Source organism: Amycolatopsis thailandensis (genome assembly GCF_042723255.1).
GTDB classification, from domain to species: domain Bacteria; phylum Actinomycetota; class Actinomycetes; order Mycobacteriales; family Pseudonocardiaceae; genus Amycolatopsis; species Amycolatopsis thailandensis.
Map to the genome: position 1 here is coordinate 1 of NZ_JBHXJK010000111.1, position 22,550 is coordinate 22,550.

22 protein-coding genes and 1 tRNA gene are annotated in these 22,550 nt (G+C 68.0%); 11 read left to right on the forward strand and 12 right to left on the reverse strand.

The genetic code is table 11. The features are described 5' to 3' along the window. Positions 1-110: 110 nt before the first annotated feature. Together hflX and ACFWMR_RS32345 are read right to left on the reverse strand one after the other, a co-directional pair. Complete coding sequence (gene hflX / locus ACFWMR_RS32340; protein ID WP_378381116.1) at positions 111-1,544, reverse strand: GTPase HflX; 1,434 nt, start codon at positions 1,542-1,544, stop codon at positions 111-113. 43 nt (positions 1,545-1,587) lie between these two features. After that, positions 1,588-2,085, reverse strand: a complete 498-nt coding sequence (locus ACFWMR_RS32345) for an ArsR/SmtB family transcription factor (RefSeq protein ID WP_093938392.1) — start codon at positions 2,083-2,085, stop codon at positions 1,588-1,590. 63 nt (positions 2,086-2,148) lie between these two features. Here ACFWMR_RS32345 and ACFWMR_RS32350 point away from each other — a divergent pair, with 63 nt between their 5' ends. Beyond that, positions 2,149-3,393 (forward strand): MFS transporter, encoded by a 1,245-nt coding sequence (locus tag ACFWMR_RS32350; RefSeq protein ID WP_378381117.1) that lies wholly within the window; start codon positions 2,149-2,151, stop codon positions 3,391-3,393. On the opposite strand, the gene dapF is transcribed toward ACFWMR_RS32350, so the two are convergent. The 3 genes from dapF to ACFWMR_RS32365 are packed head-to-tail and all read right to left on the reverse strand — an operon-like array spanning position 3,390 to position 5,810. After that, positions 3,390-4,214, reverse strand: coding sequence for a diaminopimelate epimerase (gene dapF / locus ACFWMR_RS32355; RefSeq protein ID WP_378381118.1), 825 nt, complete (start codon positions 4,212-4,214; stop codon positions 3,390-3,392). The two genes, ACFWMR_RS32350 and dapF, sit on opposite strands and share 4 nt — an antisense overlap. Positions 4,215-4,224: 10 nt before the next feature. Then, positions 4,225-5,127, reverse strand: coding sequence for a tRNA (adenosine(37)-N6)-dimethylallyltransferase MiaA (gene miaA / locus ACFWMR_RS32360; protein WP_378381119.1), 903 nt, complete (start codon positions 5,125-5,127; stop codon positions 4,225-4,227). After that, positions 5,124-5,810 carry a class III extradiol dioxygenase subunit B-like domain-containing protein gene (locus ACFWMR_RS32365; protein WP_378381120.1) on the reverse strand — a complete coding sequence of 229 codons (687 nt, stop codon included), beginning with the start codon at positions 5,808-5,810 and terminating at the stop codon, positions 5,124-5,126. The genes miaA and ACFWMR_RS32365 overlap by 4 nt, the downstream gene beginning before the upstream one ends. 235 nt (positions 5,811-6,045) lie before the next feature. Between ACFWMR_RS32365 and ACFWMR_RS32370 the strand changes: the two genes are divergently transcribed. Then, positions 6,046-7,359 carry a DUF349 domain-containing protein gene (locus ACFWMR_RS32370; protein WP_093938901.1) on the forward strand — a complete coding sequence of 438 codons (1,314 nt, stop codon included), beginning with the start codon at positions 6,046-6,048 and terminating at the stop codon, positions 7,357-7,359. 167 nt (positions 7,360-7,526) lie between these two features. Next, positions 7,527-7,997 (forward strand): hypothetical protein, encoded by a 471-nt coding sequence (locus ACFWMR_RS32375; RefSeq protein WP_378381121.1) that lies wholly within the window; start codon positions 7,527-7,529, stop codon positions 7,995-7,997. Here ACFWMR_RS32375 and ACFWMR_RS32380 read toward each other — a convergent pair. Next, on the reverse strand, positions 7,994-8,467 hold the full coding sequence (locus ACFWMR_RS32380) for an Rv2732c family membrane protein (RefSeq protein ID WP_093938903.1): 474 nt from the start codon (positions 8,465-8,467) through the stop codon (positions 7,994-7,996). The genes ACFWMR_RS32375 and ACFWMR_RS32380 overlap by 4 nt on opposite strands. Next, complete coding sequence (miaB, locus tag ACFWMR_RS32385; protein WP_208636139.1) at positions 8,464-9,978, reverse strand: tRNA (N6-isopentenyl adenosine(37)-C2)-methylthiotransferase MiaB; 1,515 nt, start codon at positions 9,976-9,978, stop codon at positions 8,464-8,466. Before miaB ends, ACFWMR_RS32380 begins: the two co-directional genes overlap by 4 nt. 16 nt (positions 9,979-9,994) lie before the next feature. Here miaB and ACFWMR_RS32390 point away from each other — a divergent pair, with 16 nt between their 5' ends. After that, complete coding sequence (locus ACFWMR_RS32390; protein WP_378381122.1) at positions 9,995-10,906, forward strand: TAXI family TRAP transporter solute-binding subunit; 912 nt, start codon at positions 9,995-9,997, stop codon at positions 10,904-10,906. On the opposite strand, the gene ACFWMR_RS32395 is transcribed toward ACFWMR_RS32390, so the two are convergent. Continuing rightward, positions 10,896-12,308: a sensor histidine kinase gene (locus tag ACFWMR_RS32395; protein WP_378381123.1), complete on the reverse strand. Its 1,413-nt coding sequence runs from the start codon at positions 12,306-12,308 to the stop codon at positions 10,896-10,898. The genes ACFWMR_RS32390 and ACFWMR_RS32395 overlap by 11 nt on opposite strands. A gap of 4 nt (positions 12,309-12,312) precedes the next feature. Further along, complete coding sequence (locus ACFWMR_RS32400) at positions 12,313-13,002, reverse strand: response regulator transcription factor (RefSeq protein WP_167406432.1); 690 nt, start codon at positions 13,000-13,002, stop codon at positions 12,313-12,315. Positions 13,003-13,384: 382 nt separating this feature from the next. Between ACFWMR_RS32400 and ACFWMR_RS32405 the strand changes: the two genes are divergently transcribed. The 5 genes from ACFWMR_RS32405 to ACFWMR_RS32425 all read left to right on the forward strand — a co-directional run bounded on the left by ACFWMR_RS32405 (position 13,385) and on the right by ACFWMR_RS32425 (position 18,100). Beyond that, complete coding sequence (locus ACFWMR_RS32405) at positions 13,385-14,113, forward strand: amino acid ABC transporter ATP-binding protein (protein WP_007029281.1); 729 nt, start codon at positions 13,385-13,387, stop codon at positions 14,111-14,113. A gap of 55 nt (positions 14,114-14,168) precedes the next feature. Further along, the gene (locus ACFWMR_RS32410; protein WP_378381124.1) at positions 14,169-15,023 is read left to right on the forward strand and encodes a glutamate ABC transporter substrate-binding protein; all 855 of its coding nucleotides are present in this window, start codon (positions 14,169-14,171) and stop codon (positions 15,021-15,023) included. An 82-nt stretch (positions 15,024-15,105) separates the two neighbouring features. Next, positions 15,106-15,801, forward strand: a complete 696-nt coding sequence (locus ACFWMR_RS32415) for an amino acid ABC transporter permease (RefSeq protein WP_209437337.1) — start codon at positions 15,106-15,108, stop codon at positions 15,799-15,801. Continuing rightward, the gene (locus ACFWMR_RS32420) at positions 15,798-16,706 is read left to right on the forward strand and encodes an amino acid ABC transporter permease (protein ID WP_378381125.1); all 909 of its coding nucleotides are present in this window, start codon (positions 15,798-15,800) and stop codon (positions 16,704-16,706) included. The genes ACFWMR_RS32415 and ACFWMR_RS32420 overlap by 4 nt, the downstream gene beginning before the upstream one ends. Positions 16,707-17,656: 950 nt before the next feature. Beyond that, positions 17,657-18,100 (forward strand): class I SAM-dependent methyltransferase, encoded by a 444-nt coding sequence (locus tag ACFWMR_RS32425; RefSeq protein ID WP_378381126.1) that lies wholly within the window; start codon positions 17,657-17,659, stop codon positions 18,098-18,100. Positions 18,101-18,304: 204 nt separating this feature from the next. Here the strand turns inward: ACFWMR_RS32425 and ACFWMR_RS32430 are convergent. Next, positions 18,305-18,376: transfer RNA gene (locus ACFWMR_RS32430), tRNA-Arg, on the reverse strand. 360 nt (positions 18,377-18,736) lie between these two features. Here ACFWMR_RS32430 and ACFWMR_RS32435 point away from each other — a divergent pair. Further along, positions 18,737-19,207 carry a hypothetical protein gene (locus tag ACFWMR_RS32435; protein WP_378381127.1) on the forward strand — a complete coding sequence of 157 codons (471 nt, stop codon included), beginning with the start codon at positions 18,737-18,739 and terminating at the stop codon, positions 19,205-19,207. Between the two features lie 9 nt (positions 19,208-19,216). Next, positions 19,217-19,633: a hypothetical protein gene (locus ACFWMR_RS32440; RefSeq protein ID WP_378381128.1), complete on the forward strand. Its 417-nt coding sequence runs from the start codon at positions 19,217-19,219 to the stop codon at positions 19,631-19,633. A gap of 249 nt (positions 19,634-19,882) precedes the next feature. Here ACFWMR_RS32440 and ACFWMR_RS32445 read toward each other — a convergent pair whose 3' ends face one another. After that, complete coding sequence (locus ACFWMR_RS32445; protein WP_005164720.1) at positions 19,883-20,635, reverse strand: succinate dehydrogenase/fumarate reductase iron-sulfur subunit; 753 nt, start codon at positions 20,633-20,635, stop codon at positions 19,883-19,885. Then, positions 20,632-22,548 carry a fumarate reductase/succinate dehydrogenase flavoprotein subunit gene (locus ACFWMR_RS32450; RefSeq protein WP_378278323.1) on the reverse strand — a complete coding sequence of 639 codons (1,917 nt, stop codon included), beginning with the start codon at positions 22,546-22,548 and terminating at the stop codon, positions 20,632-20,634. The genes ACFWMR_RS32445 and ACFWMR_RS32450 overlap by 4 nt, the downstream gene beginning before the upstream one ends. Positions 22,549-22,550: the final 2 nt, after the last annotated feature.

The following is a 22,550-nucleotide window of genomic DNA, read 5'->3' on the forward strand; positions in this document are numbered from 1 at the left end:
ATCCGGCTCCAAGCACGCGAGTTCCGTGCCTGATCACGTGAGTTCGGCAAGAAACGTGAAGGCCCCCACCCCTGCGTCCAGCGCGAGGAAGGGGGCCTTCACGTACTTGCTTACAGAGCCGAGCCGTTCGTCTGGAAGTCGCTCAGCGCCGCGGCCAGCTCCGGCCTGCCGCGGACGACCAAGCGCGTACCGGTCTCGACGTGCTCCTCTTCCAGCACCTCGCCGTCGGCGTGGGCGCGGGAGACGAGTTCGCCTCGCGAGTACGGGATCAGCACCTCGACCACGACCTCCGGCCGCGGAAGCCGCTCCGCGATCACCTCGGCGAGCTCGGTGATCCCGGTGCCCGTCCGTGCCGACACCTGCACCGAACCGGCCATCTGGTGCCGCAACCGGGCCAGCGACACTTCGTCGGCGGCGTCGGCCTTGTTGATCACCAGCAGCTCCGGCGGGAGCGGCTCGGAACGGCGCTTCGTGATCTCGGCGAGCACTTCGCGCACCGCGTTGACCTGCTCTTCCGGCGTCGGGTCGGAACCGTCGACGACGTGGACGAGCAAGTCTGCGCTCGCCGCCTCCTCCAGCGTCGATCGGAACGCGTCCACCAGCTGGTGCGGCAGGTGCCGCACGAAACCGACGGTGTCGGTCAGCGTGTAGGTGCGGCCGTCGGGGGTCTGCGCCCGCCGGGTCGTCGGATCCAGCGTGGCGAACAGCGCGTCCTCGACGAGCACCCCGGCGCCGGTCAGCGCGTTGAGCAGGCTCGACTTGCCGGCGTTGGTGTAGCCGACGATCGCGACGCTCGGCACCTCGTTGGCCACCCGGCGACCGCGTTTGGTCTCGCGGATGGTGTCCATCGCGGCGATCTCGCGGCGCAGCTTCGACACGCGCTTGTTGATCCGCCGCCGGTCGGTTTCGAGCTTCGTCTCACCGGGGCCACGCAGACCCACACCACCGTTGGCGCCGCCCGCCCGGCCACCGGCCTGCCGGGACAGCGCCGCACCCCACCCGCGAAGCCGCGGGATCAGGTACTGCAGCTGAGCCAGCTCGACCTGGGCCTTGCCCTCCTTGGAGCGGGCGTGCTGCGCGAAGATGTCGAGGATCAGGGCGGTGCGGTCGATGACCTTCACCTTGACCTTCTCCTCCAGCTGGCGCAGCTGGCCCGGCGAGAGCTCACCGTCGCAGATCACCGTGTCGGCACCGGTGGCCGCCACGATCCCCCGCAGCTCCTTGACCTTGCCCGAGCCGATGTAGGTGGCGGGATCCGGACGGATCCGCCGCTGCACCAGGCCTTCCAGCACCTCGGAGCCCGCCGTTTCGGCGAGCCGGGCGAGTTCGGCGAGCGAGGCCTCGGACTGGAGGGCGCTGCCCTCGGTCCACACACCGACCAGAACGACGCGCTCCAGGCGCAGCTGCCGGTATTCGACCTCGGTGACATCCGCGAGTTCGGTGGACAGGCCCGCTACCCGGCGGAGCGAGGCGCGGTCCTCGAGCTCCAGTTCGCCGGTCGAAGGGTCCATGTCGTTCAGATCGTTGTGTGTCAGTTCCGTCATCGTGCCTCCATGGTCCCACGTTTCGGCGGCGGGACCGAATTCATTACCTGCTGGGATACTTCGACAGGTAGATGGCCGTGCGTTTCGCGTCCGGGTCGACCGGCCGGCTCATGAAGTCGTCGACCAGCTCCATCAGCCGGGTTTCGAACTCGGTCACCTGCTCGTCCGGCACCTGGACGACCAGGCGCGTCTGCTGGACCTCGTCGAATCCCACGTCGGCGATTTCGGCCAGATAAGCCTCGAAAATCGCCTGATCGATCCCCCTGTCGCGGGAATCAAGATGCCACGACAACCCGGTCGAGCGATACGGAATTTCTTTCGCACCGCGCGTGCCGCGTCGGGACGGGAGCGCTTCGAGGAACCCCGTGTCGACGAGTTTGCGCACATGGTGCAGCGTCGTCGCCGGGTCACGGTCGAGTCGTTCGGCGAGTTCCTTGTTGGTCAGCGCTTCGGAGTAGGTCAACCGGATGATGCGCAGCCTTATTCCGGACGCCATCGCGGCGATCTCGGCCTCGGTGGCGGCGCGTCGTGGAGTGGGCACCGCGACAGCCTAGAAGCCATAAGTGATTGACAGTTTCCAATCACTCACGCCAAGGTGGGCTTCGTGCGTAGAGACTCCCTCTTCTTCCACGCGGACTTCCGGCGGCTCTGGGCCGGCGACACCGCGAGCCAGGTGGGCGCGTTCGCGGGCCACACCGTGATTCCCCTGCTCGCGGCCACCGTGCTGGCCGCGACACCGTTCGAGATGGGACTGCTGACCGCGGCCGAGACCATCGCGTTCCTGATCATCGGGCTGCCCGCCGGGGTGTGGGTGGACCGGATGCGGCGGCGGACGCTGATGCTGCGGGCCGACTTCGTCCGCGCCGCGCTGCTGTTCACCATCCCGCTCGCCTGGTGGGCCGGAGTGCTGTCGCTGCCCCAGCTCCTGGTGGTGGCCACGCTCGTCGGCGTCGCGACGGTGTTCTTCGACGTCGCCTACCAGTCGTATCTGCCGAGCCTGGTCGGCCGGGAGCATCTCCTCGAAGGCAACGCGAAGCTCCAAGCCAGTCAATCGGTGGCTTTCCTGACCGGGCCCGGTGTCGGCGGCGGGCTGGTGCAGCTGGCGGGGGCGGCCAACGCCGTGCTGATGACCGGGGCGGGTTTCCTGACCTCCGCGTTGTGCCTGCTGCGGATCCGCACCGTCGAAGAGACTCCCGAGCGGAACGAAGGCGAGAGGCTGCTCCCCCAGATCGTCGAAGGGCTGCGGTTCGTGTTCACCGACGGGGCGCTGCGTTCGATCGTCGCCTGCACCGCGACGGCCAACCTGGCCAACGGTGCCTTCACCGCCATCCAGATCCTGTTCCTGAACCGCGAACTGGGTCTTTCACCGGCGACCGTCGGCATCGTCCTGGCGACCGGCGGCGTGGGCGGGATCATCGGGGCGATCCTGGCCGGGCGCATCACCCGGCGGATCGGGCAGGCGCGGTCGATCTGGTTCGTCCCGCTGCTGACCTGGCCGTTCCAGCTGCTGCTCCCGCTCGCCGCGCCGGGCTGGCGAATCGTGCTGTTCCCCGTGGCGCTGGCGATCGCGGGGTTCGGGATCATCGTCTACAACGTCGCGCAGGTCTCGTACCGGCAGGCCGTCTGCCCGGACCGGCTGCTCGGCCGGATGAACGCCAGCGTGCGGTTCGTGGTGTGGGGGATGCTGCCGCTGGGCGGGCTGATCGGCGGCGTACTGGGTGAGACGATCGGGATCCGGGGGACGCTGTGGTTCGCCGCTGTCGGCGAGGCGGCGGCGGTGCTGTGGGTGGTCTTCTCGCCGATCCGGAAGCTTCGCGACCTTCCCCGCGAACCGATCGCCGTCGGCTAAGCGAGCCCCGCCCACCAGGCTTCGTCGAGTTCGCCGCGCGCGACGATCTCCGCCGGGCCGGTCAGCGTGGATCCGCCGCGGCGCACCTCGACCACCACACGACCGCCGGGGATGTCCACGGTCGCTTCGCCGGTGTCGGTGCCCGCGAGGTGCAGGGCGGCCGCGACCGCGGCGACCGTGCCGGTGCCGCAGGAGCGCGTCTCGCCGACGCCGCGTTCGTGGACGCGCATCTTCAGCGCGTCCTCCCCCAGGAGGTTGATGAACTCGAGGTTCACCCCCTCCGGGAACACGTCCGCGTCGAAGTCCGGCTGGTCACGCAGGTCGAGCTCGTCGACGTCGTCCTCGACGACCGACACCAGGTGCGGGTTGCCGACGTTCACCGCGACACCGGAGAACGGCTTCCCGGCGACGACGGTGACCGAGGTGCCGGTGATCGTCGCCGGCCCCATCTGCACGGTCACCGAACCGTCCGCGTGCATCCGGACCGGCCGGTCGCCCGCGCGGGTGCCGATGACGAAGTCGCGCTCGGCCACGAGACCGGTGTCGACCAGGTAGCGGACGAAGACCCGGACGCCGTTGCCGCACATCTCCGCGATGGACCCGTCGGCGTTGCGGTAGTCCATGAACCAGTCGCCCGCGGATTCGACCCCCAGCGCGGCCGACCGCACGACACGGAGCACACCGTCGGCGCCGAGACCACGCTGGCGGTCGCACAGCGCCGCCACCCGCGCCTCGGTCAGCTCGAGGCGGCCGTCGGGGTCGGGAAGCAGCACGAAATCGTTCTGTGTGCCGTGCCCCTTAAGGAATTCGATGCCGCCCATGGCATCCAGATTACTGGGCCGTCACCGCGAGGACGCGCTCGGCCAGCCGGTCCGAACCGCCGTCGAACCACTCGATCCGTTTGTCCCGCCGGAACCAGGACCGTTGCCTGCGCACGAACCTCCGGGTGGCCTGCGCGGTCGCCTCCGCGGCGGCCCGGAAGTCGCCGTCGCCGTCGAGTGCGGCGATCACCTGCTGGTAGCCCAGCGCCCTCGACGCGGTGAGCCCGTCACGGAGTCCCTGCCCCAGCAACGTCTCGACTTCGCCGACCAATCCGGCCTCGAACATGATCTCCACGCGACGGTCGACGCGGGCGTCGAGTTCCGCGGGTTCGCGGTCGACGCCGATCAGGACCGTGTCGTAGCGCGCGGGCCCCGGTTTCGGCAGGTTCGCCGAGAACGGCGCGCCGGTGATCTCGATGACCTCCAGCGCGCGCACGATCCGGCGGGTGTTGGTCGGCAGGATGGCGGTGGCGGCGATCGGGTCCAGTCCGGCGAGCCGCGTGTGCATCGCGGCGACGCCGATCTCGTCGGCTTCCGCGGTCAGCCGGGCGCGCACGGCGGGATCGGTGCCCGGGAACTTGAGGTCGTCGAGCACGGCTTGGACGTAGAGCCCCGACCCGCCGGTGAGGATCGGCACGCGACCGGCTTCGAGGAGCTCTTCGACGCGCTCGCGGGCGTCACGCTGGTATGCGGCGACGGACGCCGTCTCGGTGACGTCGAGGACGTCCAGCAGGTGATGCGGCACTCCCCGCCGCTCCTCGACGGTCGCCTTGGCCGTCCCGATGTCCATCCCGCGGTACAGCTGGAGCGCGTCGGCGTTGACCACCTCACCCCCGAGGGCGAGGGCGAGTTCGACGGCCAGCGCGGTCTTCCCGGTCGCCGTGGGCCCGACGACCGCGACCGGCCGGATCACGCCCGCTCCCAGACCGCGACGTGGTAGCCGACGCCGAACGGCGCGGCCGAGTAGAGGACTTCGGCGGCCCAGGTCCCGTCCGCGAGTGCCGCGAGGACCTGCCAGGGCGCGCGGCCGCCCGCCCCGAGTTCGGCGGCGAGGGCCGGGTCGAGCGCGGCCAGCGCGCCGGTGTCGGCCTTGGCCAGCGCGTCGCGGATCCCGGCGTCGAAGCCCTCGGCGCGCTCGTCCTCGCCTCCGGGAGAACGCGGGCCGTGCCGGCTCGAACCGTCGCCCAGTACGAGCACAGCGGTGTGCTCCCCCAGCTCACGGGCGAACTGCTCGCACTGGCCGGGAGTGGACGCGGGGTCGACGAGGTGGACCCGGACGGAGGACGCGTCCGCCCTTTCGCGCAGCCATCCGGCCACGAGTGCGGGCAGTGGCAACTCGGTTTCGGGCGCTGTCACCCGGCTGAGTGAGACGCCGAGGTCGACGCCGAATCCCCGGAAAGTCCCGCTCGCGTGTTCGGGCACCTCGGGGGCGCCCGGGGCCGCGCCGACGACGACCCAGTCCGGGGAAGCGCTGGTCAGGCGCCGCGCGGCGGCGAGACAGGCTTCGCGCAGCTCGGCGCACTCGTCCGCCGCTCCGGCGGCCAGTTCGGGGATGAGCAGCGGGGGGTGCGGGAGCACGGCGACACGGCGGATCACGGCCGCCGACGTTACCTTCCCCGCCACCTACCGCCCGCAACCGACCGACACGGAGCGTCCACCGGAAGTAGGATCACTGCTCTCTGGTGATTCATCTGGTTCCACGGTGGACGCTGAGCTGCTTGAATGCCGCAAGGGGTTGATACCCCCGAAGCAAGACGGCAACGCATTACCCGGCCCCGTCGCTAGGCGGGGCGCCCGCGCCAGCGGGCGTACAGGCGATAAGGAGCCTGCGATGGCCCAGGAGAACACGTCCACCGGTACCCCGGCACCGCACCCGGTGCCGCACGCGCTCGGTGGCGGGCACGCCGCACCCCCCGTGCCGCCCGCCGAACCCAGCCCGTCCGCTTGGGGCAGGGTCGACGAAGAAGGAACGGTCTACGTCACCACGGCCGACGGTGAACGCGCGGTCGGCGTCTGGCAGGCGGGGAGCCCGGACGAGGGTCTGCTCCACTACGCGCGTCGCTTCGACGACCTGCGCACCGAGGTCGAGCTGCTGGAGACGCGGCTGGAGTCCGGCGCGGGCGACCCGAAGCACGCGCTGGCGACGGCCACGCAGCTGCGCGACGGCCTCGCCGAAGCCGCCGTCGTCGGCGACATCGCCGCGCTGAGCGGCCGTATCGAGCAGGTCATCGCCCACGCCGAGAAGGCGCTGGCCTCGGCCAAGCAGGAGCGTGAAGAGGCCCGCGCGGCCGCCGTCGTCCGCAAGCAGGCCCTCGCCGACGAGGCCGAGAAGCTCGCCGCCGAGTCGACCCAGTGGAAGGCCGCCGGCGACCGGCTGCGCGCCATCCTGGACGAGTGGAAGACCGTCAAGGGTGTCGACCGCAAGACCGACGACGAGCTGTGGAAGCGGTTCTCCAAGGCCCGTGAGGCGTTCAACCGGCGCCGCGGCTCGCACTTCGCCGAGCTCGACAAGCAGCGCGCGGGCGCCAAGCACCGCAAGGAAGAGCTGATCGCCGAGGCCGAATCGCTCTCGGAGTCCTCGGACTGGGGTGAGACGGCGGGCCGCTACAAGGACCTGATGACCGAGTGGAAGGCCGCCGGTCGCGCGCCCAAGGACAGCGACGAGGCGCTCTGGCAGCGCTTCCGCGCCGCGCAGGACAAGTTCTTCGCGCGGCGGTCTTCGGTGTTCTCCGAGCGGGACGCCGAGTTCTCGGCCAACGCGCAGCAGAAGGAAGAGCTGCTCGTCGAGGCCGAGAAGATCGACCCGGCCGCGAACCTCGACGCGGCGAAGAACCACCTGCGCAAGATCCAGGAGCAGTGGGACGAGATCGGCAAGGTCCCGCGCGAGCGCATCCGCGAGCTGGACGGGCGGTTGAAGGCCGTGCAGGACGCGGTCAAGTCGGCCGAGGACAGCAAGTGGCGCCGGACCGACCCGGAGGCCCAGGCCAGGGCGGCGCAGTTCCGCGAGCGGGTCGAGCAGTTCGAGTCGCAGGCGGCGAAGGCCCGCGCGGCCGGTGACGAGCGGCGCGCGAAGAAGGCGGACGAGCAGGCCGCCCAGTGGCGTGAGTGGCTCGAAGCGGCTGAAGCGGCCATCGCGGACCGGTAGGCGTCCCAAAGCGTGTCATGAGGGGTCCCCTTAAGACAAATTTCGTCTTAAGGGGACCCCTCATGACGTTTTGGCCAAGCGGACACGTCACTCCATTGTGGAGCGACGGCTAGCACCTTCGTGCGTATTCGGGCGCTCCCGGCGTCCCGCCGTGCTCCACTTCCAGCATGAACCACACGCCGATTTCACGGATCACCAAGACGTTCGCCGTCCTGGTGGCAGGGATCGTCCTGGCCGGGCTCGTCCCGGCGGCTCAGGCCGCCGCGGCTCCCGCGTCACCGGCCTCGTCCGAGCAGGCGAGCGTCCACAAGAAGAAAAAGGTCAAACTCGAGGCGAAGGCCGACAAGAGCAAGGTCAAGGTCGGCGAGGAGACCAAACTCAAGGGCCGTCTCGACGTCATCGCCGACTCAGCGGACGGAGACGGAGACAGCGCCGACGCCCTGGAGCTCATCATCGTCCAGAAGCTCGTCGCGGGAGTCTGGGTCGACCTGAGCAACGGCTCGTGCAGGCCCAACGGAAGTTTCGTGCTCAGCCTGAGCTTCAGCGTCAGGGCCTCGCTCACGCTGAGGGTGTACCACCCGGAAACCACGCTCTACGCCAGCGCGACGTCGAGCGTCTTCGGCGTCGTGGTCGTTTAGCTGCGCGAGAACGCGGCCCGCATCCAGTAGATGGCCAGCGCGACGGTGGCGAACCAGGCGAGGAGCAATCCGAAACCCGGTCCGCCACCGGCCGCGCCGGTCGCGTGCGAGGACTGCTGGGACCAGATCGCGAGCATGCCATCGACGGAGGCGAACCAGCCGCCCGCGGCGCAGACCCAGGCCAGCCACCAGCGCCGGGTCACCAGGGCCAGCGCGGAGGCGAACACGCCGACGCCGGTGGACGTCGCGGCGAACAGCTGCGGGATCCCGCCGCCCCGGCCGAGCAGCACCTCCCAGCCGGCGTGCTCGCCGACCCACGGCAGCAGCTGGGCGACCAGCAGCACGAACGCCAGCACGGCGATGGAGAAGCCACGCCTGCCCAGCTCGATCGTCTTGGCCGCGCGCTGGCCGACCTCGTCGATCTCGGCGGCGAGTTCGTCGATCTCGGGGTGGTTCTTCGGTTCGGTCACAGTGCGCACCCACTCACCGGTTCCGGCGTGACGGCGGGGGCGCCGAAGCCCGGCAAGCCCAGTGTCACGCCGTTGGTCTTCGGCCGGAGTCCGGCCTCGGAGTTGTCCCCAGCCTTGGTGCGCCGGTGCGACAGCAGATCACCGTCGGCGACCAGGTGGTGCGGAGCGCCGTAGGTCACCACGGTCTCGACGACGTCGCCCGGCCGCACCGACCGGTCCACCAGGGATCCCGTCGGCGTGAAGTGGACGAGCCTGCCGTCGCGGGCGCGGCCGCTCATCCGCCGGGTCTCGGTGTCCTTGCGGCCCTCGCCGGAGGCGACCAGCAGCTCGACCCGCCGTCCGACGATCTTCTTGTTCTCGTCCCAGGAGATGTCGTTCTGCAGCTGGACGAGCCGTTCGTACCGCTCCTGCACGACCTCCTTCGGCAGCTGCCCGTCCATCTCGGCGGCCGGTGTGCCCGGCCGGATCGAGTACTGGAAGGTGAACGCGCTGGAGAACCGCGCCTGCGCGACGACGTCGAGCGTCGCCTGGAAGTCTTCCTCGGTCTCGCCGGGGAAACCGACGATGATGTCGGTGGTGATCGCGGCGTCGGGCATCGACTCGCGTACGCGGTCGAGGATCTTGAGGTAGCGCGCCGAACGGTAGGACCGCTTCATCTCGCGCAGCACCCGGTCCGAGCCGGACTGCAACGGCATGTGCAGCTGATGGCACACGTTCGGCGTCTCGGCCATCGCGTCGATGACGTCGTCGGTGAACGCCGCCGGATGCGGCGAGGTGAAGCGCACGCGCTCCAGGCCCTCGACCGAACCGCAGGCCCGCAGGAGCTTGCCGAACGCGAGCCGGTCGCCGAATTCGACGCCGTAGGAGTTCACGTTCTGCCCGAGCAAGGTCACTTCGAGCACACCTTCGGCGACGAGCGCCTCGACCTCGGCCAGGATCTCGCCGGGACGGCGGTCGCGCTCCTTGCCCCGCAGCGCCGGGACGATGCAGAAGGTGCAGGTGTTGTTGCAACCGACCGAAATCGACACCCAGCCCGCGTACGCCGAGTCGCGCTTCGCCGGAAGCGTCGAGGGGAAGGTCTCGAGCGATTCGAGGATCTCGACCTCGGCCTCGGCGTTGTGCCGTGCGCGTTCCAGCAGCGTCGGCAGCGCGCCGATGTTGTGCGTGCCGAACACGACGTCGACCCAGGGCGCGCGCTTGACGATCTCGCCGCGGTCCTTCTGGGCGAGGCAGCCGCCGACGGCGATCTGCATGCCCGGCTTCTCGGTCTTCTGCGGCCGGATGTGCCCCAGCGTGCCGTACAGCTTGTTGTCCGCGTTCTCCCGCACCGCGCAGGTGTTGAACACGATCAGGTCGGGTGTGGCCTCGCCGTCACCCGGAACGTAGCCGGCGTCCTCGAGCTGCCCGGCAAGACGTTCGGAGTCATGCACGTTCATCTGGCAGCCGAAGGTGCGGATCTGGTAAGTGCGCGCGCTCATCTCGCCTTCGAGGGTACGCGGGCGGGGTTCCATGGCACGATCGACCCTCATGAGGAGACCAGGGGTACTCGCGGTGGTGATCGCCGTCGTCTGCGCCCTGGTCACGGGGTGCGGGCCGGATCTGTCCGGGACGAAGGTGCGGATCGCGGCCGGACTCAACGGCGGCGTCTACGACAAACTCGCCGAAGCGCTGGCCGACGCGTGGGCCACGCAGCTGGACACCGATCGGCCGGAGATCCAGGAGACGCACGGCTCCCCGGACAACATCGACCGGGTGCGCGCGGGGAAGGCCGACGTCGCGTTCGTGGCCGCCGACGTCGCCGCCGCGAAGAGCGCCGGGCTGGCGGCGCTGGCCCGGGTGCACGACGACTACCTGCACGTCATCGTCCGGGCCGACTCGCCGGTCAAGTCGTTCGCCCAGCTCCGCGGGCTCAAGGTCGCGATCGGCTCACCGGACTCCGGCGTCGAGTTCCTGTCCAAGCAGTTGCTGGCGGCGTCCGGGCTCACCGGCGCGATCGACCGGCGGAACCTGGGGATCGACGAAGCGCTGCCCGCGCTGAAGGACCGTCAGATCGACGCCGTCATCTGGTCCGGCGGGGTGCCGACGCCGTCGATCACGGAAGCCGTCCAGACGTTCGGCGTGCGGTTGCTCGACATCACCGACCTCGCGGACGCCCTGCGAGCCTCCAGCCCGGTGTACCGGACGGCGACCATCCCGGTGACCGCCTACAACCTTCCGTCGCCGGTGACCACGCTCGTGCTGCCGAACTTCCTGGTGGTGCCGACGTCGATGCGCGACGACGTCGCCGAGGCGCTGGTGCGCGGGTTGTTCGACGCGCGGGATCAGCTGGTGAAGGCGGCCGGGGCGGCGCTGTCGATCGACGTCCATCCCGCCATCGAGACCTCTCCCCTGCCGCTGCATCCCGGCGCGCTGCGGTACTTCCGGTCACTCAAGGATTAACACCGCTAGCGGCGACCGGGAGGGTCACGGTCACTTCGAGGCCGCCGCCCTCGGGTGAGCTCAGCCGCAGCGAGCCGTCCGAGCGGACCATGATCTCGGTGACGATCGCCAGGCCGAGGCCGGATCCGGGCACGTTCTGGTGCGCGGTGCTGCGCCAGAACCGGTCCGCCGCGCGGTCGAGTTCGTCGTCGCGGAGGCCGGGCCCGTGGTCGCGGACGGCGATCTCCACCTTTCCCTCCACGACGCTGACGGCGACCCGTACCTCCGTGCCCGGTTCGGTGAACTTGAGCGCGTTGTCCAGCAGCGCGTCGAGCACCACTTCGAGGCCGCGCGCGGGCGTGAGCACCCGCAGCCCGCCGCCCAGCCCCGTCGCGACCAGCGAGATGTCGCGCGCCGCGCCGACCACGGTCCAGTCGGCGACCCGGGCGCCCACCACCTCGTCGAGATCGACCGGCACCAGTTCGCCGCCCGAGGCCTCGGCGCGGGCCAGGGAAAGGAGCTCGTCGAGGATCTGGTTGAGCCGCCGGGCGTCGACGACGGCGGCTTCGAGGTCGGCCGCGGCCAGGTCGTCGTCGACGTGCCCGTCGAGGTTGCCGAGCCGGATCTTCAACGCCGTCAACGGGTTCCTCAGCTGGTGGGAGGCGTCGGCGACGAACGCGCGCTGCGCCGAAAGCGCCTCGTCGACGCTGGCGGCCATCCGGTCGAAGGACCGTTCGAGCTGGCGCAGTTCCGGCGGGCCGCCGGATTCCTCCACCCGCTTCACCTCACGCCCGCTGACCACGGCGGTGACCAGGGCGCCGGTGGCGTCGTCGAGCCGCCGGACCGGGCGCAGGATCCAGCGCACCACCGGCACCGCGACCAGCAGGGCGAACCCGAAGGCCAGCACCGCGCCCGCCGCGATGAGCAGCCACCACCACAGCAGATCGGCGCGGGCCTTGCCGGTCGAGGACACGGTGATCACCGCGCCCCGCACCTCACCGTCGATCAGGATCGGCTCGGCCAGCACCAGCGGTTCGGTGTTCCACGGCATCAGCAGCGGCCCCGGCTCGGAACGCCGTCCCGCCAGCGCCTCCTGGAGATGCGAGGCGATGACAGGGTCCTTGAGGTCCATCCCGATCGCCTCGCCGGGTCCCCGGGTCACGGGCTCGCCGTCCTGGTCGGCGATCGCCACCGGCACCCCGTAGACCTCGGTGTAGCGGCGGAGCTCGTCCACGATCAGGTCCGGCCGGTTCTCCACCAGCGGGCGCTGGGCCAGCGACGCGAACCGGGAGGTGTCGGTGAGCCGGTCGAGGAAGAGGTCGAGCTGCACGCTGGCCGCCACGCTGAGCGCGAGCGGGATGCCGAGGCCGAAGACGAGCGCCGCGACCAGTGTCAGCACGATCGCCTGGAGCCGGACCCGCACCGGCTCAGCCCTCTTCGGCCGGGCCGTAGGCGCCGCCGAGGCGGTAGCCGACGCCGCGGACGGTCTCGATCAGCGCGGGCCTGCCCAGTTTGGTCCGCAGGGTGGCGACGTGGACGTCGAGCGAGCGGCTCTCCGCCGGTCCCCGGTGCCCCCAGACCTCGGTCAGCACGTGGTCACGGGCGCAGACCGCGCCGCGGGCGGTGACCACCAGCGCGAGCACCTGGAACTCCTTGCGGGACAAGGAAACCGGCCGGCCCTCGACCTGCACCTCATGGCGCCCGATATCCACCGAGACATCACCCGCCCGGATGACACCCGGCGGTTCGGGCGCGGCGGGCCGTTCACCGCGGCGACGGCGCACGGCCTCGACCCTGGCGACGAGTTCGTCGACGTCGTAGGGCTTCACCAGGTAGTCGTCGGCGCCGGAGCGCAGGCCCTGGATCCGGTCGTCGACCTCGCCCCGCGCCGAAACGACGATCACCGCGACGTCGCTGACCGCGCGGATCCGGCGGCACAGCACGATCCCGTCGATGTCGGGCAACCCCAGGTCGAGCAGGATCACGTCGACCTCGTGCACCAGATCGAGCACCCCGGCGCCGGAGGCGAGGCGTTTGATCGTCAGGCCGCGCCGGGCCAGCGCGGGCGTCAAGGCGCCCGCCACCCGGTCGTCGTCCTCCACCAGCAGTACCCGCACCCGTGTTTCCCTTTCGCGCCGTCCCCGCACCGCGACGACTTTGAAGAACGACTCTATGGGGTGAGTCACCCCTCGCGCTGGCCGTCCGGCCTTGTGAGGGTTCCGTCGCAGGCGGTAATGGTCACGATGCGTCACAGATCTTGTGTGACCCCGGTTACGGGACACCCCCGCCTTGTCTAGGCTGATCAGCGCCGGACGGCGGCGGATCGGGCCGTCCGGTGGCTTGAGAACGATACGGACTTGAAACCCTAAGTATTGGTCAAGCCGCCTTTACAAGCGGTCCGACGGGAGTAGGTTTCCGCCATCGCGTGGTGCCTGACCCCGCAGTCCCCTGCAAACGAACGCTCCTGGAGGCCAGATGACCGCGGAGGTGGCGGCGCCGATGATCAAGGCGGCCGCCGTGAACAAGTACTTCGGCGACCTGCACGTGCTCAAGGAGATCAACCTCGAGGTGCCGCGTGGGCAGGTCGTGGTCGTGCTCGGGCCGTCCGGGTCTGGCAAGTCGACGCTGTGCCGGGCGATCAACCGGCTGGAACCCATCAACTCCGGCGAGATCGCGGTGGACGGCGTTCCGCTGCCCGCCGAGGGTAAGGCGCTGGCCGCGCTGCGCGCCGACGTCGGCATGGTGTTCCAGTCGTTCAACCTGTTCGCGCACAAGACGATCGTCGAGAACGTCATGCTCGCGCCGATGAAGGTCCGCAAGGTCAACTCGGCCGAAGCCCGCAAGACCGCGATGGACCTGCTCGAACGCGTCGGCATCGCCAACCAGGCCGACAAGTACCCCGCGCAGCTTTCCGGCGGGCAGCAGCAGCGCGTGGCGATCGCCCGCGCGCTGGCCATGCGCCCCAAGGTGATGCTGTTCGACGAGCCGACCTCGGCGCTGGACCCGGAAATGGTCCAGGAGGTCCTCGACGTGATGACCACGCTCGCGAAGGACGGGATGACGATGCTCGTCGTCACCCACGAGATGGGCTTCGCGCGGCGCGCGGCGAACCGGGTGGTGTTCATGTCCGACGGCGAGATCGTCGAGGACTCCACCCCGGACGACTTCTTCACCAAGCCGAAGACGGACCGTGCCAAGGACTTCCTCGGCAAGATCCTGACCCACTGAGGACTTCCCCGCCGGCCGGTATGGCTGGACAAGATTCGGAAGGAAACTGAGAAGAATGCGGTTGAACCGAGTTCTGCGAATGAGCGCGGCCGTCGTGGCTGCCGGTCTCGCCCTCACCGCCTGCGGTGGCGGCGGGTCCGACACCGGCAGCGGCTCCGGCGCCAAGAACGTGGTGGCGAAGGCCAAGAACGACAAGAAGCTGACCATCGGCATCAAGTTCGACCAGCCCGGCCTCGGCCAGAAGCAGGCCGACGGCACCTACGCCGGGTTCGACGTCGACGTGGCGAAGTACATCGCCAAGGAGCTCGGCGTCGAAGAGTCGGGGATCACCTGGAAGGAAGCGCAGTCCGCGCAGCGCGAGGACCTGATCAAGAAGGGTGAGGTCGACTTCATCGTCGCCACCTACTCGATCACCGACAAGCGCAAGAACGACGTGTCCTTCGCGGGCCCGTACTTCATCGCTCATCAGGACCTGCTGGTCCGCGCCGACTCCACCGACATCACCGGCCCGGAGTCGCTGACCGGCAACAAGAAGCTCTGCTCGGTCAAGGGTTCTACCCCGGCGCAGAACGTCAAGGAAAAGTACGCCAAGGAAGTTCAGCTCGAAGAGCGCGGCAAGTACACCGACTGCGTCACCTCGCTGCTCAACAAGACCGTCGACGCGATGACCACCGACGACGTGATCCTCGCCGGTTACGCGGTGCAGCAGCCCGGCAAGCTGAAGCTGGTCGGCAAGGGCTTCACCGACGAGAAGTACGGCGTCGGCCTGAAGAAGGACGACACCGAGAGCGTCACCGCGGTCAACAACGCGATCAAGAAGATGCAGCAGGACGGTGCCTGGAAGGCCGCTCTGGAGAAGAACGTCGGCCCGTCGGGCTACAAGATCCCGGAGCCCCCGGCCATCTCCTGACCGGCTCCGCTGAGCCGCTGAACTGAAGGAATCGAACGGTGCGCCGTGTACCGCGGCGCACCGTTCCCATACCGAGGCTGGGTTGAGCACCTTGTTCGATTTCCTCGACAATCCCAATTACGACTTGCTCGGCGCCTTCTGGATGACGATCAAGCTGACCTTCTTCTCCGCCATCGGTTCCCTGATCTGGGGGACGATCCTGGTGGGGATGCGGGTGAGCCCGGTTCCGATCATGCGGGCGTTCGGCACCGCCTACGTCAACATCTTCCGGAACACCCCGCTGACGGTGATCATCGTCTTCACGTCGCTGGGATTGTCCTCCACCCTGGGGATCAACCTGGCCTCGGCGGATTCGACGACGTCGTTGGAGGACAACGCCTTCCGGCTCGCGATCCTCGGCTTCATCGCCTACACCGCCACGTTCGTCTGTGAATCGCTGCGGTCGGGCATCAACACCGTCCCGGTCGGCCAGGCCGAAGCGGCCCGTGCGCTCGGGCTCGGCTTCCTCCAGGTGCTGACGCTGATCGTGCTGCCGCAGGCGTTCCGATCGGTGATCGCGCCGCTGACCAACGTGATGATCGCGTTGCTGAAGAACACCACGGTCGCCTCGATCATCGGTGTCGCCGAGGCCTCGCTGCTGATGTCGGACATGATCGAGAACGAGTCCGACTCGCTGCTCTTGGTCTTCCTCATCTTCGCCCTCGGGTTCGTCATCCTGGTCCTCCCCCTCGGCCTGCTGCTGGGCTGGGTCGCCAAGAAGGTCGAGGTCAAGCGATGAGCAGCACGCAGACCGTTCTTTACGACATCCCCGGCCCGAAGGCACGGGCGCGAAACTGGCTCTACAGCGTTCTTTTCGTGCTCGTCCTCGCGCTCGTGGTCTACCTCGTCTACACCGGTTTCGACGAGAAGGGGCAGTGGGCCGGCGCGCTCTGGAAGCCCTTCGTCGACGGTGCGACGTGGACGCAGTTCCTGCTTCCGGGCCTGCTCAACACCTTGAAGGCGGCCGGGCTTTCGATCGTGATCGCGCTGCCGATCGGGGCGCTGCTGGGCATCGGCCGGCTGTCCGAGCACAAGTGGATCCGGCTGCCGGTGAGCTGGATCGTCGAGTTCTTCCGCGCCATCCCGGTGCTGCTGCTGATGGTCTTCGCGGCCGCGTTCTACTCGTTCTACACAGGTATCGACGCGGAGATCCGACCGCTGTTCGCCGCGGTGACCGGTCTGGTCCTCTACAACGGCTCGGTCATGGCCGAGGTGTTCCGGGCGGGCATCCTGGCCCTGCCCAAGGGACAGGCGGAAGCGTCGTCCGCGCTGGGCCTGCGCAAGACCCAGACGATGATCAACGTCCTGCTCCCGCAGGCCGTCACGCTGATGCTGCCCGCGCTGGTCAGTCAGCTGGTCGTCATCCTGAAGGACACCGCGCTGGCCGGTCAGCTGACCATCGGCTTCGACGAGCTGATCCGGGCTTCCGGTCCGCTAACCGGTCTCTACAGCAACACGATTCCGACGCTGATCGTCGTCGCGATCATCTTCATCGTGCTGAACCTGCTCCTGACCAAGTTCGCGAGCTGGCTGGAGAACAAGCTGGCCCGGCGGAAGAAGGCCCCCAAGGACGCTACGCCGGTCCACGAGGCACCCGCGTCCGTCGTCGACGCCACCGACTTCAACTCCGGTCGGTCGGTGTAGCTCCTTACGAAGTGCTTGAAGGTCCTCTTTCCTACGTTAGACGCAGGAAAGAGGACCTTCAAGCACCCTCACCTATTTCTGTTCAGACGCATTCTTACCACTCAATGCAGACCATTAAGTCATTTACGCAGCATCTCGGCACAAATGTAACCCCAGTCGGGGTGTCACACAGAAAGACAGGGCTTACCAATTGAGGCCGGATTGCTTGTGCCATTATCCTTGAAAAGTTCGCCACACACCACCCCTGATCCATGTGACGTATTCCAGGATTTGACCTCAAGGTGCGCATGCGGGGACCAGACTTCCCACAGATCCAAGTTAGGCCCTGTAAAATGGAACCTGGCATTGATCACCGCGTCACCGAACGGCGTCTTCTGGTAAAATCCACTAACCGTGTACTGGCCAGAGTTTCCAGTAAGAACGATGCAGGCAGAGTTGTTGCATCCCTCTCGCTCCTCAGTCGCCCCAGCGGGTCCAGATAACATCATCTGCGCGGCCAGAACCGTCGCAGAAACAACTGCGACTTTCGTCATCCATTTGGACATTTCAAATAACCCCCTCGTATGCCGATTCGGTTCAGGGGCAACAAGCAGGGCAGTGCACGATACAATTAGGATTACCGCACTTTTTCCCGCCCGCCTCCCCTGCGAACAACATCAACTTACCCCGACAGGTGGCCACCAGATAAGCGCCCATCTGGGTGACGATCAACCATGGCGGCACGCGCCTCCAAGCCACGACTATTCACCAAGAGAATTCGGCCCTGACAACAAGAACCATTGCAGCAGAGCCCTCGGCCTTCGAAATCCTTAGGCCTGTCTACTGCTATTCAACAGTTCCCATGAACACTTCTTTCTTGCATCTACCGCAGGGAAGGGGGCCTTCATGTACTCCGGGATAGGCCTGTTGGTCCTGTCGGGACGGTGGTCCGCTCGGCTAGCGTCGGCCGTATGGCGGACCAGGCCGCGGCCTTGCTCGAAGCACTCCCAGACCTGACGGGCAGGTCGGTCCTGGTCGTCGGGTGCGGCGATGGCCGCTATCCCCGGCTGCTGCGCGGTAAGGGTGCTCGCCGGGTCGCGGGGGTCGACGCGGATCAGGCGCTGATCGCGGTCGCGCAACGCGAAGAGGAACGCGACCCCATCGGGATCTCCTACGAGGTCCACCAGCTCGCCCGGCTGCCCGTGATGGGCGCGTTCGACGTCGTCGTGGCCTTGCTGGACTCCCCCGGCCCCCTCGACCGGGTCGCCGCGAGCCTGACGACGGGCGGACTGCTCGTGGTCGTCGCCACGAACGGACTCGATCTGGAAGAAGCCTTGCGGGCCAAAGGTTTCCGGGACATCGTGCGGTATCGCCACGAAAGCGGCGATGTGCACAGCGCCCGCAAGACGTCCTGAGTCGCGCACCCTGGTGTCGAGCCAGGCTGGCCGGGGCTATGAATCCCGGCCGGTCGCCGGACCGTGCGCGTCTGGCGATGTGGACCGCACGGAGCCCACACCGCCGCACCGGTACGACGGAACAGGTTCCCCGCCGTGCCGGGGGTTTCGCCTGGAACACGCCGCCGGCGCACAGTGCGCACCGGCGGCGTTTCGTTCCAGAAGTACCCCTGCCAGGAATCGAACCTGGACCCCGGCGTTCGTAGCGCCGTACTCTTTCCGTTGAGCTACAAGGGTTTGTCCTACATACGGAAAAGCCGCCCGTTCGGTTTCCCGAAGGGCGGCTCCGCGTATTCGACGTCGTATCGCTACGACGGCGGGGAGCCGTTCTTTTCCACCATGCCGAGGCGAGGCGGACACGCGTCGGCGAACTCGCGTCGCCACATCATGTTCGTCATTCGTCCTCCTCCGGCGGGTGTCTGCGACCATCTTCCGCGACCACCCGATCGTGGTCAATTTCTTTTCACCCCGGACGAACGCACTGGTCAGACGACTGTTGCAACCTGTTCACCAGACTGCTACGTTTTTGGTGATCGATTGTCGAGGCGCAGGGGGCGCTGACCGGGAGTCGAGAATCCCCTGGGGAGGGAAGTAGTCATGAAAGCCATTCACAAGGCGGCCGGAATAGCCGCCACCGCGGGAACAGCAGCGGCTTTGTTCCTGGCACCACCGGCTTACGCCGACACGGACACGCCGTTCGGCAAGGGTAATTGTTCGGGCCGCTTGCAGGGTTTCACGACGTCCGATCAGTCCGGTTCCTGGGAACAGCTCGATGTTTCTTCCGGCTGCAACGCGAACGAACCGCTCGTCCTGCAGATCCAGACCGAACTGCTCTTCTACGGCATCGCGAGCAACGGCAGCCGGACCGAGTTCGTCGGCCCGACCACGGGCAACCACCTGGTCAAGGGACCGCCGAACGCGCGCCAGATGCTCGCCCAGGCCAGTGCGCCACCCACCGGTTTCGACCAGTACTGCGCTTCGGCGACCGTGTACTACAGCGGCGTCGCCGGTGACCCGTCCGGCGGCGGCACGCTGACCCAGGAGTCCGGCGTCGTCTGCTGGAGCTGAGGAGAAGGGATGGCCATGCACAAGAAGACCTGGTTGCTCGCCGGGGTGGCGAGCCTGGCCATGGCGTCGGTTCCCGCTGTCGCGCAAGCCGGTTTCCCGGCCTGCTGGGGTCAGCTGAACATCGCGGGACGAGACCTCGGCAGCGCGATCGAATGGGGCGGGCTGTACACCTGCCAGCCCGTCATCGGCGGCGACTACGACGCGGACTGGAGCGTCTCCTCGGACGGCGTCGTGATCCGGTCCGGCAAGTTCCAGCCCGCCATCAACGACACACAGACGGCTTTTCCCGTCACCTCTGTGGATCTGCCGAACCCGGCGCCGCTCGTCTCGAAGCACGTCAAGGTCTCGGTCACGTTCAACGCGGCGCCGCCGTCGAAGGCGTCCCTCTCGACCGAACGGGACGTCACTTACGACCCGAACGGCTGAGAGACTGGTGAGTGGTAAGGCCGGTTAGAGCGGACCGGTGTTTGCCTACCTACGCCTGACCTGCGCGTGGGGTGGTGGCTTTGCCGCTGCTGGGCCCGACGATGGATCCGGAAATTCGACGTCCCCGATCCCCGTTCAGCGCCGCCGGGCATCCCACGCAAGCGTCACCCGGCAGGATCGCAGTCACACCAGCGGGCAGGTAAACACGAGTCCGCTAGAACCGTCCTCACCACTCACGAGACCGCCCGGCTACTTGTCCCGCCGGAACAGCTTGTTCCCCAGCCACACGATGGGGTCGTACTTCCGGTCCGCGACGCGTTCCTTCATCGGGATCAGCGCGTTGTCGGTGATGTGGATGCCCTCCGGGCACACGTCCGAGCAGCACTTGGTGATGTTGCAGTACCCGAGCCCGTGCTCCTCCTGCGCCTCGTCACGCCGGTCGGCGACGTCGAGGGGGTGCATTTCGAGTTCGGCGATCCGCATCAGGTACCGGGGCCCGGCGAAGGCCTCCTTGTTCTCCTCGTGGTCGCGCACCACGTGGCAGGTGTTCTGGCACAGGAAGCATTCGATGCACTTGCGGAACTCCTGCGAGCGCTCGACGTCGACCTGCTGCATCCGGTACTCCCCCGGCTTCAGCTCCGGCGGCGGCGTGAACGACGGGATCTCCCTGGCCTTGGTGTAGTTGAACGACACGTCGGTCACCAGGTCGCGGATCACCGGGAACGTCCGCATCGGGGTCACGGTGATGACCTCGTCCTCGGTGAAGGTCGACATCCGGGTCATGCACAGCAGCCGCGGTTTGCCGTTGATCTCCGCCGAGCACGAACCGCATTTGCCCGCCTTGCAGTTCCACCGCACCGCCAGATCCGACGCCTGCGTGGCCTGCAGCCGGTGGATGATGTCGAGGACGACCTCTCCCTCGTTGACCTCGACGCTGTAGTCCTGCAGCTCACCGGAATCGGCGTCACCGCGCCAGACCCGGAAACTCGCCTTGTAGCTCATACCTGGCTCCCGGGGTGCGACGTCAGTTCTTCGTCGGTGTAGTACTTCCCGAGCTCGGACAGTTCGAACAGCTCCAGCAGGTCCTGCCGCAACGGGAGCTGCGCCTTGACCTCGATGCCGATGTCCGGCACCACCGGGTTCTCGCCCGGCGTGGCCGAGCAGACCAGGAGTTTGTTGCGCCACTGGGAATCCATGCCCGGATGGTCGTCCCGCGTGTGCCCGCCCCGGCTTTCGGTCCTGGTGAGCGCGGCCCTGGCGACGCATTCGCTGACCATCAGCATGTTCCGCAGGTCGACGGCGAGGTGCCAGCCGGGATTGAACTGCCGGTGCCCTTCGACGGTCACCCGCTTGATCCGCTCGCGCAGCTCCCCGAGCTTCTCCAGCGCCCGCTCGATCTCCTCCGACTTGCGGATGATGCCGACCAGGTCGTTCATCGACTGCTGGAGTTCGGTGTGCAGGCTGTACGGGTTCTCCTCGACGCCGTCGCCCGGCGGGTCGAACGGGGCGAGCGCCATCGCGGCGGCGGCGTCCACATCGGACTGACTGACCTTGGGGCGATCCTTCAGCTCCGCGACGTACGACGCGGCGCCGAGTCCCGCCCGGCGGCCGAAGACGAGCAGATCCGAAAGCGAGTTGCCGCCGAGCCGGTTCGACCCGTGCATCCCGCCCGAGCACTCACCGGCGGCGAACAGCCCCGGCACGCTTGACGACGCGGTGTCCGGGTCGACCTCGATCCCGCCCATCACGTAGTGACAGGTGGGGCCGACCTCCATCGGTTCCTTGGTGATGTCGACGTCGGCGAGTTCCTTGAACTGGTGGTACATCGACGGCAGCCGTTTGCGGATCTCCTCCGCGGGCAGCCTGCTGGCGATGTCGAGGAAGACCCCGCCGTGCGGCGATCCCCGGCCGGCCTTGACCTCGGAGTTGATCGCGCGCGCCACCTCGTCACGCGGCAGCAGGTCCGGGGTTCGCCGGTTCTTCTCCTGGTCGGTGTACCAGCGGTCGGCCTCTTCCTCGCTGTCCGCGTACTGCCCCTTGAACACGTCGGGGACGTACTCGAACATGAACCGCTTGTCCTCGGTGTTCTTGAGGACACCGCCGTCGCCACGGACGCCTTCGGTGACGAGGATCCCCTTCACGCTCGGCGGCCAGACCATGCCCGTCGGGTGGAACTGGACGAACTCCATGTTGATGAGCGTCGCCCCGGCCCGCAGGGCCAGCGCGTGCCCGTCGCCGGTGTACTCCCACGAGTTCGACGTGACCTTGAACGACTTCCCGATGCCGCCGGTGGCCAGCACCACCGCCGGCGTCTCGAACAGGATGAACCGGCCGCTCTCGCGCCAGTAGCCGAAGGCGCCCGAAATCCGGCCGTCCTCGGTCAGCAGCTCGGTGATCGTGCATTCGGCGAAGACCTTGATCCTCGCCTCGTAGTCGCCGGTCTCCTTGAAGTCCTCTTGTTGCAGCGAAACGATTTTCTGCTGCATCGTGCGGATCAGTTCGAGCCCGGTGCGGTCGCCGACGTGCGCCAGCCGCGGGTATGTGTGCCCGCCGAAGTTGCGCTGGCTGATCCGGCCGTCGGCGGTGCGGTCGAACAGCGCGCCGTAGGTCTCCAGTTCCCAGACCCGGTCCGGCGCCTCCCTGGCGTGGAGTTCGGCCATCCGCCAGTTGTTGAGGAACTTCCCGCCACGCATGGTGTCGCGGAAATGCACCTGCCAGTTGTCGTTCGAGTTCGCGTTGCCCATCGACGCCGCGCAGCCGCCTTCGGCCATCACCGTATGCGCCTTGCCGAACAGGGATTTGCACACCACCGCGACGCTGAAACCGCGTTCACGGGCTTCGATGACCGCGCGGAGGCCGGCACCGCCGGCACCGATCACCACCACGTCGTAGTTGAGCCGTTCGACCTCGGTCATGA

Excerpts from the sequence above, each read along its gene's own strand:
- ACFWMR_RS32445 (WP_005164720.1), bottom strand. The coding sequence starts at position 20,635 with ATGAGCTACAAGGCGAGTTTCCGGGTCTGGCGCGGTGACGCCGATTCC.
- ACFWMR_RS32435 (WP_378381127.1), top strand. The coding sequence starts at position 18,737 with ATGAAAGCCATTCACAAGGCGGCCGGAATAGCCGCCACCGCGGGAACA.
- ACFWMR_RS32440 (WP_378381128.1), top strand. The coding sequence starts at position 19,217 with ATGGCCATGCACAAGAAGACCTGGTTGCTCGCCGGGGTGGCGAGCCTG.
- ACFWMR_RS32425 (WP_378381126.1), top strand. The coding sequence starts at position 17,657 with ATGGCGGACCAGGCCGCGGCCTTGCTCGAAGCACTCCCAGACCTGACG.
- miaB (WP_208636139.1), bottom strand. The coding sequence starts at position 9,978 with ATGGAACCCCGCCCGCGTACCCTCGAAGGCGAGATGAGCGCGCGCACT.
- ACFWMR_RS32390 (WP_378381122.1), top strand. The coding sequence starts at position 9,995 with ATGAGGAGACCAGGGGTACTCGCGGTGGTGATCGCCGTCGTCTGCGCC.
- ACFWMR_RS32405 (WP_007029281.1), top strand. The coding sequence starts at position 13,385 with ATGATCAAGGCGGCCGCCGTGAACAAGTACTTCGGCGACCTGCACGTG.
- ACFWMR_RS32370 (WP_093938901.1), top strand. The coding sequence starts at position 6,046 with ATGGCCCAGGAGAACACGTCCACCGGTACCCCGGCACCGCACCCGGTG.
- ACFWMR_RS32375 (WP_378381121.1), top strand. The coding sequence starts at position 7,527 with ATGAACCACACGCCGATTTCACGGATCACCAAGACGTTCGCCGTCCTG.
- dapF (WP_378381118.1), bottom strand. The coding sequence starts at position 4,214 with ATGGGCGGCATCGAATTCCTTAAGGGGCACGGCACACAGAACGATTTC.
- hflX (WP_378381116.1), bottom strand. The coding sequence starts at position 1,544 with ATGACGGAACTGACACACAACGATCTGAACGACATGGACCCTTCGACC.
- ACFWMR_RS32410 (WP_378381124.1), top strand. The coding sequence starts at position 14,169 with ATGCGGTTGAACCGAGTTCTGCGAATGAGCGCGGCCGTCGTGGCTGCC.
- ACFWMR_RS32420 (WP_378381125.1), top strand. The coding sequence starts at position 15,798 with ATGAGCAGCACGCAGACCGTTCTTTACGACATCCCCGGCCCGAAGGCA.
- ACFWMR_RS32450 (WP_378278323.1), bottom strand. The coding sequence starts at position 22,548 with ATGACCGAGGTCGAACGGCTCAACTACGACGTGGTGGTGATCGGTGCC.